Below are 21,340 nucleotides of genomic sequence, written 5' to 3'. Positions count from 1 at the left end.
AATATAAACTAAATAATAATAGAGGATATTAATATGTCAAGCATAACTTTTGAACATATAAGAAAAGTTTACGATAACAATGTAGAAGTCGTAAAAGATTTTAACTTAAAAATTGAAGATAAGGAATTTGTTATTTTAGTCGGACCTTCGGGTTGCGGAAAATCTACAACTTTAAGAATGATTGCCGGACTTGAAGAGATAACGGACGGCAAACTTTCTATTGGCGAAAAAGTGGTTAATGATATCGCTCCAAAAGATAGAGATATAGCTATGGTTTTTCAAAATTACGCTTTATATCCGCATATGTCAGTTTTTAAAAATATGGCTTTCGGATTAGAACTCAGAAAAACTCCAAAAGACGAAATTAAAAAAAGAGTCGAATGGGCTGCAAATGTTTTAGATATCGCTCATCTTCTTGATAGAAAACCAAAAGCTTTATCGGGCGGACAAAGACAGAGAGTAGCGCTTGGCAGAGCTATGGTTAGAAATCCTTCGGTATTTTTGCTTGACGAACCACTTTCAAATCTTGATGCAAAATTAAGAATACAAATGAGAACGGAACTTATTAAACTTCATAAACAGCTTGAAACAACTTTTGTATATGTTACTCATGACCAAGTGGAAGCTATGACTATGGGAACGAGAATAGTCGTTATGAAAGACGGAAATATAATGCAAGTCGATGACGCTAAAACTCTATATAATCATCCTAATAATCTTTTTGTTGCGGGATTTATCGGCGCTCCTCAAATGAATTTTATAAACGCTAAATTAGAAAAGTCGGGCGAAAAATGGATAGCGGAATTTGAAAAATATAAATTAGAACTTTCAAATAATATAAGATATAAAATAAACGATTCTTACAACGGAAAAGAAGTTATTATTGGAATAAGACCCGAAAATATTTTACTTCATAAAGAAAAAATAAGCGAAAGTTATATAGAAGCTATAATTGATGTAATTGAAATGGTAGGTTCTGAAAGTTATTTATATTCAAATATAGGCGAAACTCAAATTACGATAAGAATAAACTCAAATGACGATTTTAAAAGAGACGAAAAAGTTTATATGGAATTAGATATGAATAAAATGCATATATTTGACAAAGAAACTGAAGAAAATATTTTATAATAATTGAAAATAATATTAAAAAAATAGGAATGCATAACAACTATGCATTCCTATTAAATAATATAAATTATCGCTTGCTATTCTTACTATTTTAATTTGGGCCAAAAAGATTTATTAGCTTCTATTAATTCGTCCAATATCTTTTTAGCGACTTCCACGCTTGGAATTGTTTTAGACATAGATAAAGCCTGCCACATTTTAAGATACGAGCCTTCTATCCAAGCGTCAACAACTAATTTTTCAACCGCAACTTGTTGTTCCATTAATCCTTTATTAAATCTTGGTATATCTCCCATAACCAAAGGCTCTGGACCTTCAGAACCGACTATACAAGGAATTTCAACCATAGCCGTTGGGTCAAAATTTATTATAGAACCGTTATTTTGAACTATAAGAAGCATTCTTTCGTTTGTGTTATTACTTATAGCGCATGCCAAATCTACTATATAAGTCGCATGTCCTCCGACTTCAAAAATAGAATCTTTAGCAGTTCCATCTTTGGTTATTCTTATACATTCGCCGAAAACTCTTTTTTCTCTTCCGTCTCTAACCATGTCAGTTCTGGTATATTTTATATCCGAATGACTAACTACATAATCGGGAAATAGATAATATTTAAAATAAGTATTTGGCATAAAATCTGGCGAAATAGCCCAAGTGTCTTTAGCTTTTTCGTAAGTTGAACGCCAATCTTCATCCATATGAGAGGCATCTAAATTAGGATGCAAATAACCATGTTTTGAAACATGCTCTTTTAAAATAGGCATTAAATCTTTTCCCGTGCTTTTTTCTCTTATGCTCGTCCACCATCCAAAGTGATTTAATCCGAAATATCTAACTTGCATTTCTTTTCTGGATTTTAATCCGCATATAACCGCCATATAATCTTCTATTCCTACGGGCATATCGCAAATATTTAAAACTTTTGAATTTGGCTTTAATCTTCTGCAGGCTTCCGCAACTATAGCCGCGGGATTAGAATAATTAAGCATCCAAGCGTCAGGAGAATATTTTTCCATAAAGTCTATAAGTTCCAAAACTCCGCCTATAGAACGCATACCGTAAGCCATTCCTCCAGCTCCGCATGTTTCTTGTCCAACGCATCCATATTTCAAAGGAATTTTTTCGTCAAGCGAACGCATTTCGTATTTTCCTACTCTTATATGAGCCATAACAAAATCGACTCCCGTGAATGCTTCTTTAGGGTCGGTAGTAAAACTAAATTTTATATGCGGCGCTCTTTCTTTCATTATGATAGCGCATGCATTTCCTACAATCGCCTGTCTTTCCGCGTCATTGTCATACAATTTTAACTCGGATAAAGGAAATCTTTCCTCTTCGCTTAAAAGCATTAAAAGTATTTCGGGAGTAAATGTGCTTCCTCCTCCCGCTATAACAACCGAATGTTTCTTCATTTTTTATACTCCTTAATTTAATTTATTTTTTTATTTTATAAAATTTAAAAACTATTCGTTATTTTTTTCATTCAATAATTGTTCAAATTTAGTTCTCACCTGTGGAACGGAAAGCCCGACTATAATTTGAATTAAATTGCCTTTTTTCATTATGCCATGCGCTCCGCCTTCTTTAAATACTTCCGCATCTTTAACTATTTCCATATCTTTTACGGTTACTCTTAATCTCGTGGCGCAGTTTGTAACATCGGCTATATTTTCAATTCCTCCCAAAGCTTCCAAATACGCTTTAGCCTGCTCTTCAAAGCCTGATTTTTTATTTTTTTCTTTTTCTTTATAATCGGATTTTCTATATAATTTTGTTTGAGCGCCTCCTCTTCCTGGAGTTGATATATTAAATTTGAGTATTAAAAATCTGAATACTAAAAACCATATTCCCGTAAATATCAATCCTATTATTATATTGGCTATAACTACGGAAGCATGATTTTTTAAGTCAAATATCCAATTTTGAGTTATAAATTGTATCAAACCAGCTCCAAAATTTCCCGATACTCCTCCTATTTCAAATAAAGCCGTAGACAAAGAAGCGGCAAGTATAGAATGAACAAAAAACAAGAAAGGCGATATAAATAAAAAAGTAAATTCTAAAGGCTCTGTTATTCCTACTAAAATTGAAGTTAGGGTAACGGGAATAAGCAAAGCTGCCATTTTCTTTCTGTTTTCTTTATCGGAACAAAAATATATAGCCAAAGCTAAACCAGGCGCTCCAAATACTTTAGATTGTCCATGCAATGCAAAAGCTCCTTGAGGAAAAATCTGTTTTAGAGGCTCTATCATATTTGAAAATTCCGAAACATGTGACGCCCAATAAGACTCTATTCCTCCAGGAACTACCGCAGGACCGTAAATAAAAGGACCGTATATAAAATGATGCAAACCCGTAGGTATTAATAACCTTTCTAAAAAAGTATATATAAAAACTCCTACTCCGCCAGAACTTGCTAAAAATCCTTGCATAGAATTTATTAAAGATTGTATTTTGGGCCAGATTAGGCATGTTAACAAAGCTAAAATTAACATGCATCCAAAACCGACTATATGAACGAAAGAAGTCCCTTGAAAAATTCCCAAATAATCTGGTAATTTTGTTTCATAAAATCTATTATGTAGTAGCGTCATAGTTAATCCTACTAAAATCGCTCCAATTATATTAGTGTCCAAAGTTTTAATGCCCGCTATTAAAGCCAAACCGCTCGTTCCTCCGACATCTTGAGTAAAATCTACTCCGAAATAAGAACCGTAAAAACCAAGTATAGAAGCTATAAAATAATTAAACGATAAATAACATATTAAAGTAGCCAATATGCATCTTTCTGGAGCAATTTTTGAAAGTCCGATAGGTATTCCTAAACAGAAAAACAGAGGCATATTTCTAAAAATAGTCCAACCTCCTTCTTCTATTGTGGAAACCACTCTATAAAACAAACCTTCAGGATTCGCCAAATTACCTACAAAAGTTTTGTCTTTAAAAATAATGGTTAGTCCTACTACTATACCCGAAAAAGAAAATAGTAGAACGGGAACGAACATAGCCGCTCCAAATCTTTGAAATTTTTCTCTTAAGTTTATTTGTAATCCCATAATATAAACCTCGATAATTTATTTAATATTAAAAAATGATATTTTAATCTATATATAAATATGTCTCCGTATGTTTGAAGAATAAACATAATCCTTGAGAATCTAAAAATCGAAATAGAAAAAATAATTAAAATATAAAATATATACTTATTGTATTGTATTGTATTGTATTGTATTGTATTGTATTGTATTGTATTGTATTGTATTGTATTGTATTGTATTGTATTGTATTGTATTGTATTGTGCATAAATTTTCTACTAATTTTTAATTTGATTAATTATAACATATTTAATAAAAATGTCAAATTTATTGTAAAAAATATTATTCCTTTATTGCATATAACTATTGAAATTATTACTAATTATAATATAATAAAAATAAAAGTTCTTTTTAGGGGTAAACTATGATAAAAGTAGAAAATATCACTAAAAGATTCAAAAATCGAACGGTTTTAAAATCAATTTCATTCCAAATTGAAAAAGGCGAATTTGTATCTATAATCGGACCTAGCGGTTGCGGTAAAACTACGCTTTTAAAAATGATTAATAGACTAATAAAGTCAACTTTGGATAAGATGTCAAATAAAATTTACGATATTAGAATTAAATTAAACACAATATAAAAATTTAATTACATATAAAATATTTCAGGTTCGGCTCTTCTTTCAAATTCTTCTTCTAATTCATGTTGATGATATAAATAACCTGCATCGTCATAATATCTGCATTTTTCAGGGCATTTTTTTATACAAGCGCCGCATTTCGTGCAAATATTAACATATTTTGTCACATCGTTAAAATCTATAGAAGCCATTGGGCAAACATAAGCGCATATTTTACAATCGGTGCATTTTGGAACATCGACTTTCGGCTTTACTTTCAAAATATCTATAGCATGTTCATGTCTATCTCTCGGCATATAATAAGGACGCAAAGGTTCGTTTCCTCTCACTTTTATTGGCTCTTTAGGAATTTCCGTGAGATTAATTATTTTATCCGCTATTTTTTCGGCGAAATCTAAAGCGATAGCCATATCTTTTTCGTCAGGTCTGTTCGCTCCTAAAGTGTAGGAAAATGCATGCTCGCCTATGAATCCGCCGCCCGCTATAGTTCTAAATCCGTTATCTTCCAATATGTTTCTTAATTCTATTAAAGAATCGTCAAAATTTCTATTTCCAAAAAGAACAACTGGAACTGCTAAAGCTCCGTTTCCTTTAATATTATTTTTAAGAAAAGGAAGCATTACATTTGGAACTCTTCCCGCATAAGTAGGAGACGCGCATATTATTAATTCATTTTCTTTGAATTCTAAAATTTTCTCTCTTCTTTTTGGCAAACTATAATTATACTTTTCAAACGGAATATTTAATTTTTTAGCTATTGTCTCTCCTAAGAATGAAGCGATTTTTTGAGTAGTTCCCGTAGCGCTATAATATACGGAATAAACTTTATTTATATTCATAATCAATCCCCCATTAAATTAAAACTTATTTAATTATATCATAAAAAAATTAATCGTCAAATTTTTGTCCTAAAAGTTGTCCGTTTGCGTCTATATAAAGTTCCATCATATTGTTAAGTTTTACTTCATAGAAATTCCATTTTCTTTTTATTTTAGTTATAACCGTATTAGGATATGTTTTGCCAACAGTATTTGCAACGCTTTGAGGCAATATTTCAAAAGGCAAAGCGACATAATTTCCTTCTATTTCTTTAAACTCTCCGTTTCTCAAAAATTCAATTTCGACTCCGTTTGATAATTGAACCTCATAACCTTTTTTATCCATTTCGGCGTATAGAATATTAACATTTGGAAAATATTTTTGTATAAATTGCAATGCGTTTTGAGGCAATTGCTCGGGCATTATATATATATCGTCCGCCATAAGAAAAGCGCTAAATAAAAATAATAATGTAAATATTTTTTTCATTATAACAAAACTTATAAATTTTAATTAAATAATAACAGAAATTATATAAATATCAATATAAAATAATATATAAATTATAATATATTGGTATTATAATCGTCATCTAAAATTCAAAAAATAAGGAGAATCGGAATAAATATTTTTTATATTCTTCAAAACCCATATATGATAATATTTTATATAACTAAAATTATAATTTAATCTTATCCAAAATTATCCGATAATAAATATACATTCTATGCCGATTTTCGATAAGCATATTCAAACATTACTGCTCTGCTCTGCTCTGCTCTGCTCTGCTCTGCTCTGCTCTTGCATATTTTAAAGTTAACATTTCTAATATTAAATCTAAATCTTTATTAAACCTTCTTCTAATATCTTTTTGAAACATCCAATCAATAGTTTGTTTAATGCCATCTTTAAATAATATTTTAGATTTCCAATTTGGAGCAATCGATTTTATTTTAGAGTTATCGTAAATATCACACCACATTCTCTGTCCCTTAAATGCTTTTCCTATGTGTGAGAATTTTAAATTATTAGAGGTTGGTATTTCTATCTTAATAATATCATTGATTGGTATATGAATATATTTTGCATTTTTAATACCTAAAGCTTCTAATAAATAATCCGTTATTTCAATCCAAGTAAGCCATTCGTCGCTAGTTATATGAAAATCTTCTCCAATAGCTTTTTCATTTCCGATTAAATATATAAAAGCTTCAGCAAAATCTTTAGAATGAGTTAATGTCCACAAATTTGTACCATCTCCTGCAATTAATATGGGTTTTCCATTCAAATATCTTTGAGGAGTGGTAAAACAATTATGTCCTATTGAAACAGGAATTATAGTGTCGTAAGTATGCGCTGGACGAACTATTGTTATTGGGAAATTTTTTTCTCTGAAAGCTTTCATAAAAATTTTTTCACACTTTACTTTATCTAAAGCGTAGTCATAATCTGTATCTTCCCATTGAGGAGTATTTTCCTTAAAAGGCAAATATTTTGTTTTTCTTTTATACACCGTTACAGAACTTATATAAATAAATTGTTTAGTTTTATTTTTAAATAATTCTATATCCAACTTAGCGTCTTCTTCGTTATAACAAATAAAATCTATGACGCAATCAAAATATAAACCTTTTAATACATTTTTTGCTTGTTCTTTATTTCGTATATCGGCTTTAAGTTTAATAACTTCTGGTTGTATATCTCTTCTTGTTTTTAACGACTGTTCTCTATTTAAAACATAGCAAGTATTTCCATGTTCTAAAGCTACTTGAACGCAATACCAACTAATATTGCCGTTACCTCCTATAAATAATATTTTCATTTCTCACCTCATTTTTATTTATAATATTAATTTTATCTCATAATTTTTATTTATATCATTACTCATATTTTTTTAATAACTCATCGGCATAATCGTCTATATCGTCATATTTATTATAATAATAATTGGGTATCTCACATTTCTTACAGGCATCTATAGTATCTTTCATTCCTTTTAGATGTATTAATCTAATATTTTTAGAATGCTGCCCCCCCCCCCCACTAAAGATATCAACAAGGCTATCATTTATATCTCCAACTTTAAGATTATTCTTATGATATCCAGCGCAACAAGGATATACCGAACCGCTAACGGCTATGCAAAGCATATAAAACAATTGCGGACATATTCTAAAATTGTTTTTGGTTTCATTTACAATAATATTAGAATAATCTACATCTGAAAACAATTTAGCAATATTTTGTATAATTAAATAATCGCATTTGTCCTCAAAAAGTTCATAGAATATTTTTTTCTTAATATCCGTATTTATTGCTATATCTGGCATTTTTAAATATAATTTTGTTATATTGCTCTTATTTTTATATAAATATTCCAAATTATCTATAAATTCATTAAAATTAATTTTGTATCCTGCAGTTTTTAAATAGTCTTCCTCGTTAATTCCTTGTAATGAAACTCTTATGGTATTTATTCCCGTTTCTATTAATTTATTTGAATTTTCTTTTGTCAATAAAGAACCATTAGTTATTAACGCTACATCATCCGCCACTTCTTTAGCCTTAGTAATCATCTCATAAATATTTTTATTTAATAAAGGTTCTCCAATTCCAACAAAATGCAAAGTTTTTATTTTATTAGGGAATTTCTTCAAACCTAATATAATTCTATCAAATATTTCCATACTCATAAATTGAGGTTTTATTTTTACAGTAGAATGTCTGCAATATATACATTTGAAATTGCATGCCGAAGTAGGTTCTAATTCTATTTTAAATGGAGTATCTAAAGGCAAAACATCTTTTAAATATACTCTTCCTCTATGTTCTATCCAATTAATTTCTTTATTCATTATTAATCCTTTTTAATAATTTATATTTTATGCAAATATTTTCTATATTATAATTTGAAGATTTCCTCAATATTCAATCCCGTTATTTTACTTATAATATTAATATATATATTTTTTTTAATTTAATATTTATGGTTTCTTTATCTTTTTTATAATGTTTTTCAAACATAATAATATTATAACAGAATATTTTAAATTTGTCAAAACAATATTTTTTTGACAATATTAAAAAATAAAATTCCGATAATAATTATACATTCTATGCAGCTTTCTTAAAGCCGTATTCAAACATTACGAGAACTCTTCTCTTCTCTTCTCTTCTCTTCTCTTCTCTTCTCTTCTCTTCTCTTCTCTTCTCTTCTCTTCTCTTCTATATTTCATTAATAATTCTTCTCTAAAATCGTCTATATCGTCATACTTATTATATTGATATATTGGATATACGCAAGAACTACAGCCGTCTATAGATTCAATTTTTGCATTTAGCATAGAAACTCTTAAATTTTTTAGATTATAATCGTTCCATATTTCATAAATATCGTTATTATTAATATTTCCTATTGTTGGCGAATCTAAATTTAATGAACAACAAGGAGCGACTTTTCCATCGGCGCATATCGTCATACTAAAAAATGGTTGCGGACATACGAGCGATTTTTGTGTATTTTCAAAATATACTCCTTTTGAATTGTCGTTAATTATTTCGTTATAATCGACTACATTTTGTAAAGGAGATATTTTTTGTATTATCAAATAGTCCGCTTTATCTTCAAATAATTTATAAAATAAATTTTTCTTATCTTCGTTGTCTAAAGATATATCGGCTATTTTTAAATATACTTTTTTATCTCCTCTATTTTTATATAAATAATTAATATTTTCTACAAAATTATTAAAATTAATTTTATAATTACAAGTCTTATAATAATCTTCTTCAGTAACTCCTTGCAATGAAATTCTTATTTCATTTGCGGATGTTTGTAAAAATTTGTCTGTATTGCTTTTGTCCAATAAAGAACCGTTGGTTATTACCGTTGTAATTTCCGTATAATCATTAACCAAATCAATCATTTTAAATAATTCTTTATTCAAAAAAGGCTCTCCGAGTCCAGAAAAAACAAAATTTTTTAGTTTCCTATTAAATTTTTGCAAACCTTTTATAGCTTTTGTAAAAGTATCTAATTTCATAGTATAAAGTTGTATTTTATCGCTTGAATATGCGCAGTAAACACACTTAAAATTACATGCCCTTATCGTTTCTATTTGTATAGAATATGGAGTATCCAAAGGTAGAACATCTTTAAGATAATTTCTTTGATTTCTCTCTATCCAATTAATTTCTTTATTCATTGTTAATCCTTTTTAATAATTCATCCGCATAATCGTCAATATTGTCTGCCATTCCATGAGTAAGTTGTCCGCAGTCTTTACAGATAGGATGACTTTTTCTTTTTTTCATTAAAAATAATTTTCTTAAATCGTTCATGCGTTCTCCATTCCAAATATCCTTTACGCTTTGTTTATTCGCGTCTCCTATAATTAATTTTCGCTCCCAATCCAAATAACATGCGCTTGCTATACCGCTTGAGTTTATAGACATAGAATAAAATACATAAGGGCAAACTATAACTTCTTTTATATTTTGTCCATAAATTCCCCTTTCCATATTAACGCTTACATTATCAAGCTCGAATTCGGGCCAGCATGACATTACGCTTTCTATATTAACGCCGTCCGCTATATCCCCAAAAACATTATAAAATTCTTCTTTTTGTTCTTCGTCTATAATATCTCCGTTTATTTTTATTATCATTTCACATTGATTTCTATTCTCATAAAAAAACGCTATATTTTCTACCAATTTATTAAAATCTAATTTTGCTCTCGAAAAATCTAAATATTGTTTTGAGTTCATACCTTCGATAGAAATATTTATTCTGTCAAGCCCTGCGTTTATAATTTTTAAAGATAAGTCTTTGTTAAGAAGAGAGGCATTTGTCGTAGTGTCGACTCTATCGACATATCCAGAATCTTTAGCGTATTTTATCATATCGGGAAAATTAGGATTTAATAGAGGCTCTCCGTCTTTATATAATCTTATAACTTTAATTTTATTTTCAAAATCTTTCAAATCGTCTATAATTTTTTTATATAAATTAAAATCTATAACGCCGAAATTCCTTCCTTGAGTATTTTTCATAAGCTCTATATTTCCCGTAGGACAGAATTTACATCTAAAATTGCATTTATCAGACGGGTCTATAAAAATAATAAAAGGCGTATTCAAAGGAATCACGGTTTCTAATTTTGTTCTATTTTCTAAATCAATTCTCGGTTTAATTTTTGCTTTCATAATTTATTTGCTATTTTTTAATATTTGATTTTTTTAATATATTATATTTTCTTAAAAAAGTCAAATGTTATTCTATTGATTTTTATTATTTTTTAATAGTTTTTAATATTGCAAATATTTAATAATTATTATAAAATAAATTCTTATTAAATTAAATTGCATTATTATCAAACAAAGTAAAATATGGATAATATAAATAAAAAACTAAATGAAATTTACGATACTAAAGCGCCAGATTTTGAAAGCTTGATAAATATTAAAGATATTGTTTTATACGGAGCGGGTTCTCTTGGTGAAATGGCTATTAATATTTTGCAAGATATGAATATTAAGCCAAAATATATGATAGATAAACAAAAGACAGGATATTTCAAAGATATAAAAATAGTAAAACCTTATGATATTGCAATTAACGATAAATATAATTCTTTATTTATTAATTGCATATCTTCAATTTCAAGAAACGAAATAGAGGATTATCTAAAAAGTTTGGGCTGTAAAAATATAATACATTTTTATAATTATATTTATTTAATATTTCCAAGTATATTATCTAACGGCTGGTTTATAGACGATATTTTGGATTCAACAAAACAAGAAATATATAAAGTATGCCAAGAATTACAACATGATGAAATATCTATAAATCATTATATTCAATTCTTATACGAAAAATTAAAAGTTAAGGAAGTTATAAATCCTAATTTTCCCGTATTGTCAAAAAAGAAATATTTTGGTTGTCCAAGTATTCCAAAATTGAAAAATAACGAAGTTTTATTAGATTTAGGAGCTGATATGGGACAAACCATTGAAAGTTTTATAAAGGCTACGGGAAATAAATTTAAAAATATATACGCTTTTGAGCCAAATAATAAATCTTATGATTTTTTAATAGATAATTATAAAAATGATGAAAGAATTATTATAGACAATAGAGTTATTCATAATATTGATGGATTTGTTAATTTCAAAGAAGATATAGGGGGGGGGGTTGGCTTCTAAAATTTTTGAAGGCGATAATAATATTAAACAATGCGTTACTGTAGACAGTTTAAATATAAATCCGACTATTATAAAACTTCATTTAGAAGGAAACGAATTAAACACTTTATTAGGAGCGAGAAAAACGATACAAAGATTAAACCCAATTATAATGGTTTTAGGCGACCATAACGAAGACGGTTTATTTAAAATAGCTAAATTTTTATATAGTTTGAAAAATTATAAATTATATTTTAATTTGCATGACTATGTTGGAAATAGCGCAGTATTTTATGCCATCCCAAATAATTAATAAGGAGTTTTTATGGATATTAATAAACTTTACGAAGAACATAAAAAGGAAATCTATGATATAGATAAAATAATAGAAAAAGAAGGCGTTTCATTATTTGGAGCGGGACAATATGGCGAATTTGTTTCCGAATATTTAATTAAAAATGGCTATAAAATTAATTGTTTTATCGATAATAACCCAAATAAACATGGAACTAAAATTAATAATATTGAAATAGTTTCTAAAGATTCTGACCCATCTAAAAATTCAAAAGCAGTTTTAATTACAGCTCACCATTCTATAGATGAAATCATAGAAGAAAATAAACATTTATATAAACATATAATGTCATTTGAAAAATATCTTGCTATAAAAAGATTTTATGATTTTTTAAATACAAGAAATATGATGGACGATAATAATTCTAAAAAAATACTCGATACATTGGTTTATGCTAAAATAACAGGTTGTGAAAGTTTATGTCAAAATATTTACTCAGATAATCAATATTTTGATATTCCAAAATTTAAATTTGGTAGTATAAACGAAATATTTTTTAATGTAGGCGCATATACGGGCGATACTGTAGAAAGAATTATATATTCAAGGCTTGGAGGATTTAAACATATATATGCTTTTGAACCAGGTAAAAAGCAGTTTGAAGCTATGAATATAAGAATTGAAAGGCTAAAAAAAGAATGGGCTATTAATGATAATAAAATATCTCTTGTTAATTTAGGAGTTTCAGATAAAAATGAAACATTAGAATTTAATGATAATTCAGATTTATTATGCAATAGAGTTTCAAATATTAAAGAAAATACAATAAAAATACAAACTTGTTCTGTGGATAATTTTTTAAATGGTAAAGAGATTAATTTTCTTATATCCGATATAGAAGGGTATGAGATAAATATGTTAAAAGGAGCGATAAATACGATTAAGAATTATAAACCTAAAATGGCTATAAGCGTATATCATAAACCAGACGATTTATTAACGATACCTGAATTTATTAAGAATTTAGTTCCAGAATATAAATTTGCTTTGAGACATCATAATATAACTTTTGACGATACTGTTTTATATTGTTGGATAGAAAAGACGAGACGAGACGAGACGAGACGAGACGAGACGAGACGAGACATCTTGTAATGTTTGAATACTGCTTTATGGAAGCTGCATAGAATATATGATTATTATCGGATTTGATTTTATAAATTTTATTAAAAAAGTTTCGATAATAAAAAACATAGGAGGATAATTTGGAAAATATATCAAATGTAAGAATAGATATAGAAAACTTTAAAACATTTAGAAATAAAGCAACATTATCGATAAGCGATGAAAAAAATGTAATAGCCATAATAGGTAGAAACGCAAGCGGTAAAAGTAGCATATTTGAAGCGATAGAAAATATTAGTAGTATATTAACTTTAGATAATTCTATATCGCTTAAATATATTTATAAACCTTATCTTTTTAATAAAGAAACTAAAGATAAAGAATGCTATTATGGAATTTCTTGGCAAAATAACGGTAGGCAATATAATTATTATATAAAATTTAATTCGGAAATGATTAAAGAAGAAAAACTATCAAATGATGAAACTACCTATTTTAATAGAAAAGAAAATACACTTACACTTGATAATAGAAAACTTGTTATAGCCAAAGGAGCTTTGCATTTATCTACTTTCTTTTTATTAAGTTTAAACGATAAACAAAATAAAAATAACGAAGAATTTTCAAAAGTGTATGATATAATAAATAGTATAGGTTCTAATATACAAACTTATACTCAAAAACATATGCCTAATTTTGACGATGCGGTAATATCTAATATCAGTAATAAAAAAATATCTAAAATAATCAGCGATGCCGACCCAACATTAATTTCAATTATGTCGGAAGTATTAGAAAAAGACGAAGAGCTAAATAAGAAACGAATCGAAATAGAAGGAAACGAAATATATAGCAAAAAAATTTATGCTCCTTATGGAGTTCATTATGTAGATAATAATACTTATAAACTCAATTTCGAAGAGGAGTCGGATGGAACTAAAAAACTATTTATATTAATGCCGACAGTTTTTCAAATATTAGAAAATGGAGGATATTTATTTATAGACGAATTAGATTCAAGTTTGCATCAAGATGTAATTATAGATATTATAATGAAACTATTTTGCAATAATGCTTTAAATAAAAAGAAAGCAAAATTAATATTTTCTATGCATAATTTAGGAATGCTCTATAATAAATACTTTAAGGAAAACATAGTTCTTAATGGTATAAATGCCGTCTCTTTTGATAGAACAATAGATAAAATTGAGCTAACTGATAAAACCATTAATAATATAGTAAGAGGAAGAACAGATTATACTCCTTCAATTATATCTAAATATAATATGGAGGATTAATTCTAATGGATAAGGATAAATTTGACTCTATATTAGAATCTATATTCCAAAAATATCAGAAATATTTTTGGAATAGGGATAATTATACTAAAAATTATGACCCATTAAAAAATAGTATTGGAAATTATTTGAGAGTATTCCAAAAAGCTTTACTAAAAAAATGTTTATACAAAGAAGTAATTAATTTGAGAGAATTTTCAAGTTTTCCTAAAGATTTTACACCTAATACTGAAACAGTTAAAAACGAATTAAAAAACTTTTATATGGAAGTTTTTAAAGAAGAGGGAATCGAAGAAGAAGAGTTTAATAATTTTTATGAAACTAAAATTAAATAGTAACTCAAAAAAATCAATAATGCATATTACTCCGCATTTGGGAGGAGGTGTCGGAACGGTATTATTAGACTATTTGGAATATGTTAAAAACGATAATAATTTTAATCATTCGGTCTACTGTTTAGATTATGCCAATGATAATGCAAAAAATAAGTCTAAAAATATCGGCTTTAAACTCGAAGATAATATGCAATTTAAAATAAAAGAATTAATTGAAAGTATAGAATTATATGATATTATTTTAATTCATTTTTGGAATCATCCTTTGCTATACAATTTTTTAATTAGAAACGAACTTCCAAAATGCAGAATTGTAATGTGGTCGCATATATCGGGACTTTATCCTCCGAATGTTTTTACAAATAAAATTTTAAATTATCCTGATAAATTTATTTTTACGACTCCAATGAGTTTTAACACTAAAGAAGTAAAAAATAATAATAATTCTTCATATATATATATATATATATATATATATATGGTCTACCTCAAACCTAAACAAATGGTATAATTTAGAACGGATAAACACAACAGATAATTTTAATGTTTTATATGTAGGAACGGTTGATTTTGTAAAAATGCACCCTAATTTTTTAGAAATTTGCGATAAAATAAAAATTCCTAATATAAAATTTATAGTATTAGGAGGTCCCAATAATTTAATTTTAGAAAATAAAGCTAAACAAATGGGAATCGCTCATAAATTTAATTTTGTCGGCAAAACTTCGGATGTAGAATCTTATATAAAGATAAGTGATATATTTGGTTATCCTCTTAACAGAAATCATTTTGGCACTTGTGACCAATCTTTGCAAGAAGCTATGAGTTCGGGGTTAGTTCCCGTAGTTTTAGATAATCCTATGGAAAAATACATGGTTAAATCAAATTGCGGTATTATATGCTCGAATGAAAATGAATATATAAATGCAATTGAAGAATTATATAAAGACAAAAAATTATTAAACATTTTAAGTCGTAATACAAAAGAATATGCGAAAAAAGAATTCTCTATAGAAAAAATGTCGTTGGAATGGCAAAAGGTTTTTAACGAAATAATAAATATCGAAAAGAGTAAAAAAAATTGGAATATAAACGATAAAAATAATTTAAAAGCTATAGATATATTTTTTGAAAGCATAGGCGAATATAAAAACTTATTTAATTTAGATAATGAATTATTGAAAGAAGAATTAAACAAACCTAATTGGCTTTCCTATTCAAAAGGAACTCCAAAACAATACGATTCTTTTTTACATGACGGCAGTTTGGATAGGTTTATTTTTTGAATGTATTTTTCAATTAATTTATAATAACCTACTCCGCTAAAACTTTAATACACCTATCCATATTATCCATTTTATATAACATTTCGTCCATCGAATCAAATTTTAATATCTATAAATAGTAAAGTTTTATAATTAATTTAATATATCAGTATTATAATCGTTATCTAAAAATTCAAAAAAGTAAGGAAAATCGGAATATGGGATTTCTTCTATTTCTTCATAGCTACTTACAGGCTCGCTATATTTAACCATTTCATAATAATTGTCCACAGCTTTTTTATGATTATTAAAAATAGTTATATTTTCATCATTTATATCTTTCTTTACTTGATTTTTTATACTTTTAAGATTCTTTATTAACTCATTACCATTATCGTAATAAAATCGCATCCAATCTTCAAAACCTCTATAGGAGAATATGAAATAACATTTTATATCACTAAAATTACCATTATTAGATATTATATTTTTGATAGCATTTTTTAGGTTATCGAAAGCAGAAAAAGGCGCTTTATCACAATCCGTTATAACGACTAATAAATAATCGCTATTTTGATTACCAAATGAAAGTTGGTCATTTAATTTACCGTTTATAGTATCACATATACCTTTTATAGCTTTGATTTCCATATCTTTATTTTCATGACGATAATCCAATTGATTTAGTTCGCTATCGGTATTATGGTAATTTATTTTATTTTTATTTTTTAATATTTTTTCCAAGTATCTTTTTTCATATTTTCCAGTAGATAAACAAATTAAAGTTGTTTTAGTTTTAGTTAAGTTTTGGATATTATGATTCATTTTTCATTTTCTCTTCGGTATTTTTAGATATAATCGTTGGTATATCGTAAGCTCTTGGAAAATATTTAGCACCTAATTTATTCTCTCTATAGCATTCTACTAAATTATTTTTATCTAATCCTTCTATATCTGATGCAGAATATACATAAGTTTTATTTTCGTCTTTTACGACAAATTTTATTTGCTCCAGTAATAAATATTTAAAATACATTAATTCTATATCATGCGTAGTCATAAATAATTGTGAAGTTTGTTCTATTTCTTTATATCTATTTTTAGTAAATAATAGAAAAGCGGTTTTTATTAAATCGCTTTGCACTCCATAGAATTCATCATGCAATGATAAGCGTCCTTCTTTTAAGGCTATTACTATATTAAACATGTGCGAAGCATACATTTTTGTTCCGTCTGATTCAACTTCTTCAAAAGGCTTTTTCCATTTATTCCTATAGGTGAAAATTTGTTTACGATTGGGAGGAAAAGAATTATTTTCTATTCCTCTTTTAATAATTTTTAATATGAGCTTTAATTCATCTTTTTTGTCTTCTGATAATTCTTTTCTATTACTATCTCTTTCTAATGAATTATAAAAATTTATTAAAGGCTTTTTATCATTTTCTTTTGTTTCAAAGGTCATATTGTCTATTCCAACATCGGCTATTTTTATAAGGTCTATATAGAAATCTAAAATTTTTAAGCTGTCTAATTTATTATATATTCTATTAGAAAACTCGCCTATAAAATCTGAATTTGATAAAGATTTTAATGAAGGAGTAGCACTCGGTAATAATTCAAATAGCTTAAAATAATTTATTATGTTATTAAAATATTCATCTTCTTTAGTATGAATACTTCTAAAAAATGATAAAACAGTTCTATTAGAAGGTATCATAATTTTATTATCATTAGTAATTATATTATTAATTAACTTATTATTTTCTCTTTCAAAAATTGTATCATCGCCTTTTTTTAAAATTTCAGAAGTAATTTGTATATTTTTTTTAGTAAAATTATTATTTTCTATATCTTTATTTTTTATACCGATTTCATATTTATATAATGAATATTCATTAGAATCGTTTAATTTATTTGAATAAAATTGGATTTCAAATTTTGATTCTTTGCCTTTTTCGCAAATACAGTTTGGTTCATATAATAATTTTAAAAGAGAATTATTATGATTGCATAAGGATAAATTAAATAAAGCTTCAAATATATTTGTTTTTCCAGAACCGTTATGTCCATAGAATAAACATAATTTTGAAATATAATCTTCGTTTATTTTTATAACAAAAGGATTCTCTTCTACTTCTTTTTTATTAGATTCATTTACTTTTATTGTAAAATCCAACTCAAGTTTATCATAAATAGATTTATAATTTTCTATTGAAAATTTTATTAACATTTTAATTAATTAGCCTTATATTTTCACTTTACGATTATATAAGTATCGTAATATTTATGTTGAATAATTATATATTTTATATAATATTTATCAATACCTTATAATTTAATTTTATCTAAAAATTTACATTAAAAATAAAAAATAATCCTTTAATTTATTTATAACCTTAATTTTGCAGGATTACCATAAACTATTTGATTATCATTAATATCTTTTGTTACCACAGAACCCGCACCTATTGCAACATTCTTTCCTATTTTATTCTTGGTAATATAGTAGCTCCAGCGCCTATAACAGTAAATTCTCCTATTTCTACTTCACCGCATAATGTAATCCCCGCACTCATAAAAACTCCTTTACCTATTATACAGTCATGTGATATTGTCACAGATGGACTAATAGACGAATACTCTCCTATATATACTTTTGGCATTATTACTGAATTAGCAAAAATTTGAACGCCATCCATAATTGAAGAAGACGGAGAAACATAAGCTTTTGTTGATATTAACTTTATAGATTTAAATCCTAAATCTGACAATTTTTTAGATATTTTATATCTGTCTATATTATGGTCATAACCTATACCAACCGTAAAATATTCATTTTCAAATCTTTTTAATTCTTCAATATCGTAATATATAGGTATATCTTTTAACGGAGACTTTATATTTCTATTATTATCAAAAAAACTAATACAATTTAAACCGAGTTCTTGCGCAACTTCTTTTGCCATTAAACCTTGTCCTTTAGCCCCCCATATAATAATATTTTTCATTCTATATACTCCTTCTTATACAATCTACAACTCTGTCTATATCGCTTTCATTTATATCATGATAACATGGAAGATTAATAGCTCTATTGTAAATAGAATATGAAACCGAATTATATTCTTTTACTCTCATTTTATTAAAATCGGCGCTATCTTTGAAAATTAAAGACAAAGGATAGAAAAATACTCTTCCGTCTATATTATTATCTTTGAATTCTTTCAAAAGTTTTTCTCTGTCAAAATTAATATCGTTATCGAATATTGCCGTAGTCATCCAATAACTATTAACGCAATCTTTAGGAGTATGATTGAGTCGTAAAGGAAAATCTTTTAACTTTTGTTTATATGTTTCAAATATTTCAATTTTTCTATTAACAAGCTCGTCTATTCTTTCCATTTGCGCGCATCCTATAGCCGCCTGAATATTCGACATTTTATATTTAAATCCTATTACATCAAACCAAAATTGTTTATATTGATTTTTATTCCTTCCATGATTCGATAATGTCAATATTTTATTGTATAATTCGCTGTCGTTTGTAGCGAACATTCCGCCTTCGCCTGTCGTTAATGTTTTAGTTCCATGAAAAGAAAAAGCCGAAAATTTACCAATCGAACCCGCTTTTCTGCCTTTATATATCGAACCCAAACCTTCCGCAGAATCTTCAATTATTGGAATATTATACTTTTTTGATATTCTCAAAAGTTCATCCATATTGCATAAATTACCATAAAGATGAACTCCGATTATAGCCTTCGTTTTTTCCGTTATAGCTTCTTCAACTTTTTTCGTATCTATACACCAATCTTTTTCATTAACATCTACCAAAACGGGAGTCGCTCCAAGATATATTATAGGCGATATAGTTGCAACCCAAGTTATATCGGGTGCTATCACTTCATCTCCAGCTTTTATTCCAAGCGCATAAAGTCCCATATGCAAAGCTCCCGTGCAACTTGAAGTGGCAATAGTATAATTAACATTCAAATATTCTTTAAACATATTTTCAAATTTGTTTATATACTCGTAACATTTACTTCCCCAACCGTTAGCCGCAGCATTCGTAGCATAAGAAATTTCTTTTTCAGTTATAGAAGGTTTTGAATAATAAATTTGGCTCAAACTCATAGTATGTTCCTATAATGTAGATTATGTTAACTTATTTGTATTGAACTTTAATAAAATTGTATCTTTTATTGTATTATTTTATATATTGATTTTAATATTAAGTGAAATTAATTATAAAAATATTAATTTTAAAGCGTAATATTTAATAATAATGCTTAAAATTTGACATTTTATATTAATTATTGTAAAATTAGTTAACAGAATCTACATTATCGGAACATATAAAATTCTCTATTTCCCTATAATTAAAATTAAAATTGTTTAATAAAATAGAATTATCCCCTACTATACTATCGGGTTCTTTGGTTTCAAGTTTTTTTAAATCCAATAATTCAAGTTTATTTAATTTTTTGGCTATTGTTATGGCAATATTTTCAAGACTTATAGATTTTCCGCTGCATATATTAATTATTCCGTTAAATTTAGAATTCAAAACTAAAGATATGGCTTTTGCAACATCTCCCGCAAAAATATAATCTCTTTTTAAGTGCGAATGATTAATAGAAACTTTTTTACCATTATTAAGAGAATTAATTATATATGGAAATAATCTATTCTGATGTTCGTTAGCTCCGTATGTATAAAAAATTCTTCCCCAGCAAAAATCGATATTATTTTTATCGCAATATAATTCTGAAATCTCTCTTAAATAATTTTTACATTTTGCATATATAGTATTCGGTTTTAGTTCGTCTTCTTCTTTAATCGGATAGTCTTTAAATTTATATTCAAAACATGTTCCCGTAAATAAAGCCTTTTCACCGCCATTTTCTCTGAAATATTTAAGCATATTAATAGAAGAAGCTACTAAATCAAAATTATCGTCCGATTCTAAATAGCCTTTATTTGTATCCCAAGCTAAATGAATCAAATATTGAGGTTTTATTTCTTTAAATAAACTTTTAGTTTCTAAAGAATTATTAATATCGCATTTTTTATAATTAAATTTATCTGTTATAAAATCTTTTCTGCCTATTCCATAAACTTCAAAATTCAAATCTTTAAGAGGTTTTGATATATACTGCCCGATTAATCCGTTTATTCCCGTAACTATAACTTTTTTCATA

22 protein-coding genes are annotated in these 21,340 nt (G+C 26.9%); 9 read left to right on the top strand and 13 right to left on the bottom strand.

Annotation, left to right across the window (positions count from 1 at the left end):
* Positions 1-33: 33 nt before the first annotated feature.
* On the top strand, positions 34-1,131 hold the full coding sequence (locus tag EPJ79_RS00795; protein WP_147738076.1) for an ABC transporter ATP-binding protein: 1,098 nt from the start codon (positions 34-36) through the stop codon (positions 1,129-1,131).
* A gap of 86 nt (positions 1,132-1,217) precedes the next feature.
* Here the strand turns inward: EPJ79_RS00795 and EPJ79_RS00790 are convergent, their stop codons facing one another.
* Both EPJ79_RS00790 and EPJ79_RS00785 read right to left on the bottom strand, forming a co-directional pair.
* Positions 1,218-2,546: a 6-phospho-alpha-glucosidase gene (locus EPJ79_RS00790; protein ID WP_147738075.1), complete on the bottom strand. Its 1,329-nt coding sequence runs from the start codon at positions 2,544-2,546 to the stop codon at positions 1,218-1,220.
* 51 nt (positions 2,547-2,597) lie between these two features.
* Complete coding sequence (locus EPJ79_RS00785; protein ID WP_147738074.1) at positions 2,598-4,190, bottom strand: alpha-glucoside-specific PTS transporter subunit IIBC; 1,593 nt, start codon at positions 4,188-4,190, stop codon at positions 2,598-2,600.
* Between the two features lie 404 nt (positions 4,191-4,594).
* Here EPJ79_RS00785 and EPJ79_RS00780 point away from each other — a divergent pair, with 404 nt between their 5' ends.
* On the top strand, positions 4,595-4,813 hold the full coding sequence (locus tag EPJ79_RS00780) for an ATP-binding cassette domain-containing protein (protein ID WP_147738073.1): 219 nt from the start codon (positions 4,595-4,597) through the stop codon (positions 4,811-4,813).
* 8 nt (positions 4,814-4,821) lie between these two features.
* Here the strand turns inward: EPJ79_RS00780 and EPJ79_RS00775 are convergent, their stop codons facing one another.
* The 6 genes from EPJ79_RS00775 to EPJ79_RS00750 all read right to left on the bottom strand — a co-directional run bounded on the left by EPJ79_RS00775 (position 4,822) and on the right by EPJ79_RS00750 (position 10,840).
* Positions 4,822-5,652: an EFR1 family ferrodoxin gene (locus EPJ79_RS00775; RefSeq protein ID WP_147547737.1), complete on the bottom strand. Its 831-nt coding sequence runs from the start codon at positions 5,650-5,652 to the stop codon at positions 4,822-4,824.
* A 49-nt stretch (positions 5,653-5,701) separates the two neighbouring features.
* Positions 5,702-6,121, bottom strand: a complete 420-nt coding sequence (locus EPJ79_RS00770; RefSeq protein WP_021958690.1) for a PepSY-like domain-containing protein — start codon at positions 6,119-6,121, stop codon at positions 5,702-5,704.
* 268 nt (positions 6,122-6,389) lie between these two features.
* Positions 6,390-7,454, bottom strand: a complete 1,065-nt coding sequence (locus tag EPJ79_RS00765; protein WP_147738072.1) for an NAD-dependent epimerase/dehydratase family protein — start codon at positions 7,452-7,454, stop codon at positions 6,390-6,392.
* Positions 7,455-7,512: 58 nt separating this feature from the next.
* Positions 7,513-8,487 (bottom strand): radical SAM/SPASM domain-containing protein, encoded by a 975-nt coding sequence (locus EPJ79_RS00760; protein WP_147738071.1) that lies wholly within the window; start codon positions 8,485-8,487, stop codon positions 7,513-7,515.
* Between the two features lie 291 nt (positions 8,488-8,778).
* Complete coding sequence (locus EPJ79_RS00755) at positions 8,779-9,837, bottom strand: radical SAM protein (RefSeq protein ID WP_147738070.1); 1,059 nt, start codon at positions 9,835-9,837, stop codon at positions 8,779-8,781.
* Positions 9,830-10,840 carry a radical SAM/SPASM domain-containing protein gene (locus EPJ79_RS00750; RefSeq protein ID WP_147738069.1) on the bottom strand — a complete coding sequence of 337 codons (1,011 nt, stop codon included), beginning with the start codon at positions 10,838-10,840 and terminating at the stop codon, positions 9,830-9,832. The genes EPJ79_RS00755 and EPJ79_RS00750 overlap by 8 nt, the downstream gene beginning before the upstream one ends.
* Before the next feature lie 183 nt (positions 10,841-11,023).
* On the opposite strand from EPJ79_RS00750, the gene EPJ79_RS00745 reads away from it, so the two are divergent.
* The 7 genes from EPJ79_RS00745 to EPJ79_RS00715 all read left to right on the top strand — a co-directional run bounded on the left by EPJ79_RS00745 (position 11,024) and on the right by EPJ79_RS00715 (position 16,160).
* Entirely contained in the window at positions 11,024-11,842 is an 819-nt protein-coding gene (locus EPJ79_RS00745) for a hypothetical protein (protein ID WP_147738068.1), read from the top strand.
* The gene (locus EPJ79_RS00740) at positions 11,832-12,134 is read left to right on the top strand and encodes a class I SAM-dependent methyltransferase (RefSeq protein WP_147738067.1); all 303 of its coding nucleotides are present in this window, start codon (positions 11,832-11,834) and stop codon (positions 12,132-12,134) included. Before EPJ79_RS00745 ends, EPJ79_RS00740 begins: the two co-directional genes overlap by 11 nt.
* Before the next feature lie 12 nt (positions 12,135-12,146).
* Complete coding sequence (locus tag EPJ79_RS00735) at positions 12,147-13,271, top strand: FkbM family methyltransferase (RefSeq protein WP_147738066.1); 1,125 nt, start codon at positions 12,147-12,149, stop codon at positions 13,269-13,271.
* Positions 13,272-13,381: 110 nt separating this feature from the next.
* The gene (locus EPJ79_RS00730; protein ID WP_147738065.1) at positions 13,382-14,539 is read left to right on the top strand and encodes an AAA family ATPase; all 1,158 of its coding nucleotides are present in this window, start codon (positions 13,382-13,384) and stop codon (positions 14,537-14,539) included.
* Between the two features lie 5 nt (positions 14,540-14,544).
* Positions 14,545-14,874 carry a hypothetical protein gene (locus EPJ79_RS00725; RefSeq protein WP_147738064.1) on the top strand — a complete coding sequence of 110 codons (330 nt, stop codon included), beginning with the start codon at positions 14,545-14,547 and terminating at the stop codon, positions 14,872-14,874.
* Positions 14,855-15,385: a hypothetical protein gene (locus tag EPJ79_RS00720; RefSeq protein WP_147738063.1), complete on the top strand. Its 531-nt coding sequence runs from the start codon at positions 14,855-14,857 to the stop codon at positions 15,383-15,385. The genes EPJ79_RS00725 and EPJ79_RS00720 overlap by 20 nt, the downstream gene beginning before the upstream one ends.
* 67 nt (positions 15,386-15,452) lie before the next feature.
* The gene (locus tag EPJ79_RS00715; protein ID WP_147738062.1) at positions 15,453-16,160 is read left to right on the top strand and encodes a glycosyltransferase; all 708 of its coding nucleotides are present in this window, start codon (positions 15,453-15,455) and stop codon (positions 16,158-16,160) included.
* A 132-nt stretch (positions 16,161-16,292) separates the two neighbouring features.
* Here the strand turns inward: EPJ79_RS00715 and EPJ79_RS00710 are convergent, their stop codons facing one another.
* From EPJ79_RS00710 to EPJ79_RS00690, 5 genes are all read right to left on the bottom strand, one after another.
* Positions 16,293-16,964 carry a hypothetical protein gene (locus tag EPJ79_RS00710; protein WP_147738061.1) on the bottom strand — a complete coding sequence of 224 codons (672 nt, stop codon included), beginning with the start codon at positions 16,962-16,964 and terminating at the stop codon, positions 16,293-16,295.
* Positions 16,954-18,369 carry an AAA family ATPase gene (locus EPJ79_RS00705; RefSeq protein ID WP_147738060.1) on the bottom strand — a complete coding sequence of 472 codons (1,416 nt, stop codon included), beginning with the start codon at positions 18,367-18,369 and terminating at the stop codon, positions 16,954-16,956. The genes EPJ79_RS00710 and EPJ79_RS00705 overlap by 11 nt, the downstream gene beginning before the upstream one ends.
* Before the next feature lie 253 nt (positions 18,370-18,622).
* On the bottom strand, positions 18,623-19,147 hold the full coding sequence (locus EPJ79_RS00700; protein WP_147738059.1) for a PglD-related sugar-binding protein: 525 nt from the start codon (positions 19,145-19,147) through the stop codon (positions 18,623-18,625).
* A 1-nt stretch (position 19,148) separates the two neighbouring features.
* Positions 19,149-20,273: a DegT/DnrJ/EryC1/StrS family aminotransferase gene (locus tag EPJ79_RS00695; protein ID WP_147738058.1), complete on the bottom strand. Its 1,125-nt coding sequence runs from the start codon at positions 20,271-20,273 to the stop codon at positions 19,149-19,151.
* A 190-nt stretch (positions 20,274-20,463) separates the two neighbouring features.
* Positions 20,464-21,339: an SDR family oxidoreductase gene (locus tag EPJ79_RS00690; protein ID WP_147738057.1), complete on the bottom strand. Its 876-nt coding sequence runs from the start codon at positions 21,337-21,339 to the stop codon at positions 20,464-20,466.
* Between the last annotated feature and the right edge of the window lies 1 nt (position 21,340).

The sequence above is a fragment of the Brachyspira aalborgi genome (assembly GCF_008016455.1).
GTDB classification, from domain to species: Bacteria; Spirochaetota; Brachyspiria; order Brachyspirales; family Brachyspiraceae; genus Brachyspira; species Brachyspira aalborgi.
The sequence above is the reverse complement of the archived record's forward strand: the minus strand, read 5'-3'. Positions and strand labels throughout refer to the sequence as shown.

Excerpts from the sequence above, each read along its gene's own strand:
- EPJ79_RS00720 (WP_147738063.1), top strand. The coding sequence starts at position 14,855 with ATGAAACTAAAATTAAATAGTAACTCAAAAAAATCAATAATGCATATT.
- EPJ79_RS00735 (WP_147738066.1), top strand. The coding sequence starts at position 12,147 with ATGGATATTAATAAACTTTACGAAGAACATAAAAAGGAAATCTATGAT.
- EPJ79_RS00710 (WP_147738061.1), bottom strand. The coding sequence starts at position 16,964 with ATGAATCATAATATCCAAAACTTAACTAAAACTAAAACAACTTTAATT.
- EPJ79_RS00705 (WP_147738060.1), bottom strand. The coding sequence starts at position 18,369 with ATGTTAATAAAATTTTCAATAGAAAATTATAAATCTATTTATGATAAA.
- EPJ79_RS00690 (WP_147738057.1), bottom strand. The coding sequence starts at position 21,339 with ATGAAAAAAGTTATAGTTACGGGAATAAACGGATTAATCGGGCAGTAT.
- EPJ79_RS00750 (WP_147738069.1), bottom strand. The coding sequence starts at position 10,840 with ATGAAAGCAAAAATTAAACCGAGAATTGATTTAGAAAATAGAACAAAA.
- EPJ79_RS00745 (WP_147738068.1), top strand. The coding sequence starts at position 11,024 with ATGGATAATATAAATAAAAAACTAAATGAAATTTACGATACTAAAGCG.
- EPJ79_RS00765 (WP_147738072.1), bottom strand. The coding sequence starts at position 7,454 with ATGAAAATATTATTTATAGGAGGTAACGGCAATATTAGTTGGTATTGC.
- EPJ79_RS00780 (WP_147738073.1), top strand. The coding sequence starts at position 4,595 with ATGATAAAAGTAGAAAATATCACTAAAAGATTCAAAAATCGAACGGTT.
- EPJ79_RS00795 (WP_147738076.1), top strand. The coding sequence starts at position 34 with ATGTCAAGCATAACTTTTGAACATATAAGAAAAGTTTACGATAACAAT.
- EPJ79_RS00785 (WP_147738074.1), bottom strand. The coding sequence starts at position 4,190 with ATGGGATTACAAATAAACTTAAGAGAAAAATTTCAAAGATTTGGAGCG.
- EPJ79_RS00770 (WP_021958690.1), bottom strand. The coding sequence starts at position 6,121 with ATGAAAAAAATATTTACATTATTATTTTTATTTAGCGCTTTTCTTATG.
- EPJ79_RS00725 (WP_147738064.1), top strand. The coding sequence starts at position 14,545 with ATGGATAAGGATAAATTTGACTCTATATTAGAATCTATATTCCAAAAA.
- EPJ79_RS00695 (WP_147738058.1), bottom strand. The coding sequence starts at position 20,273 with ATGAGTTTGAGCCAAATTTATTATTCAAAACCTTCTATAACTGAAAAA.
- EPJ79_RS00700 (WP_147738059.1), bottom strand. The coding sequence starts at position 19,147 with ATGAAAAATATTATTATATGGGGGGCTAAAGGACAAGGTTTAATGGCA.
- EPJ79_RS00715 (WP_147738062.1), top strand. The coding sequence starts at position 15,453 with ATGCACCCTAATTTTTTAGAAATTTGCGATAAAATAAAAATTCCTAAT.
- EPJ79_RS00775 (WP_147547737.1), bottom strand. The coding sequence starts at position 5,652 with ATGAATATAAATAAAGTTTATTCCGTATATTATAGCGCTACGGGAACT.
- EPJ79_RS00755 (WP_147738070.1), bottom strand. The coding sequence starts at position 9,837 with ATGAATAAAGAAATTAATTGGATAGAGAGAAATCAAAGAAATTATCTT.
- EPJ79_RS00760 (WP_147738071.1), bottom strand. The coding sequence starts at position 8,487 with ATGAATAAAGAAATTAATTGGATAGAACATAGAGGAAGAGTATATTTA.
- EPJ79_RS00790 (WP_147738075.1), bottom strand. The coding sequence starts at position 2,546 with ATGAAGAAACATTCGGTTGTTATAGCGGGAGGAGGAAGCACATTTACT.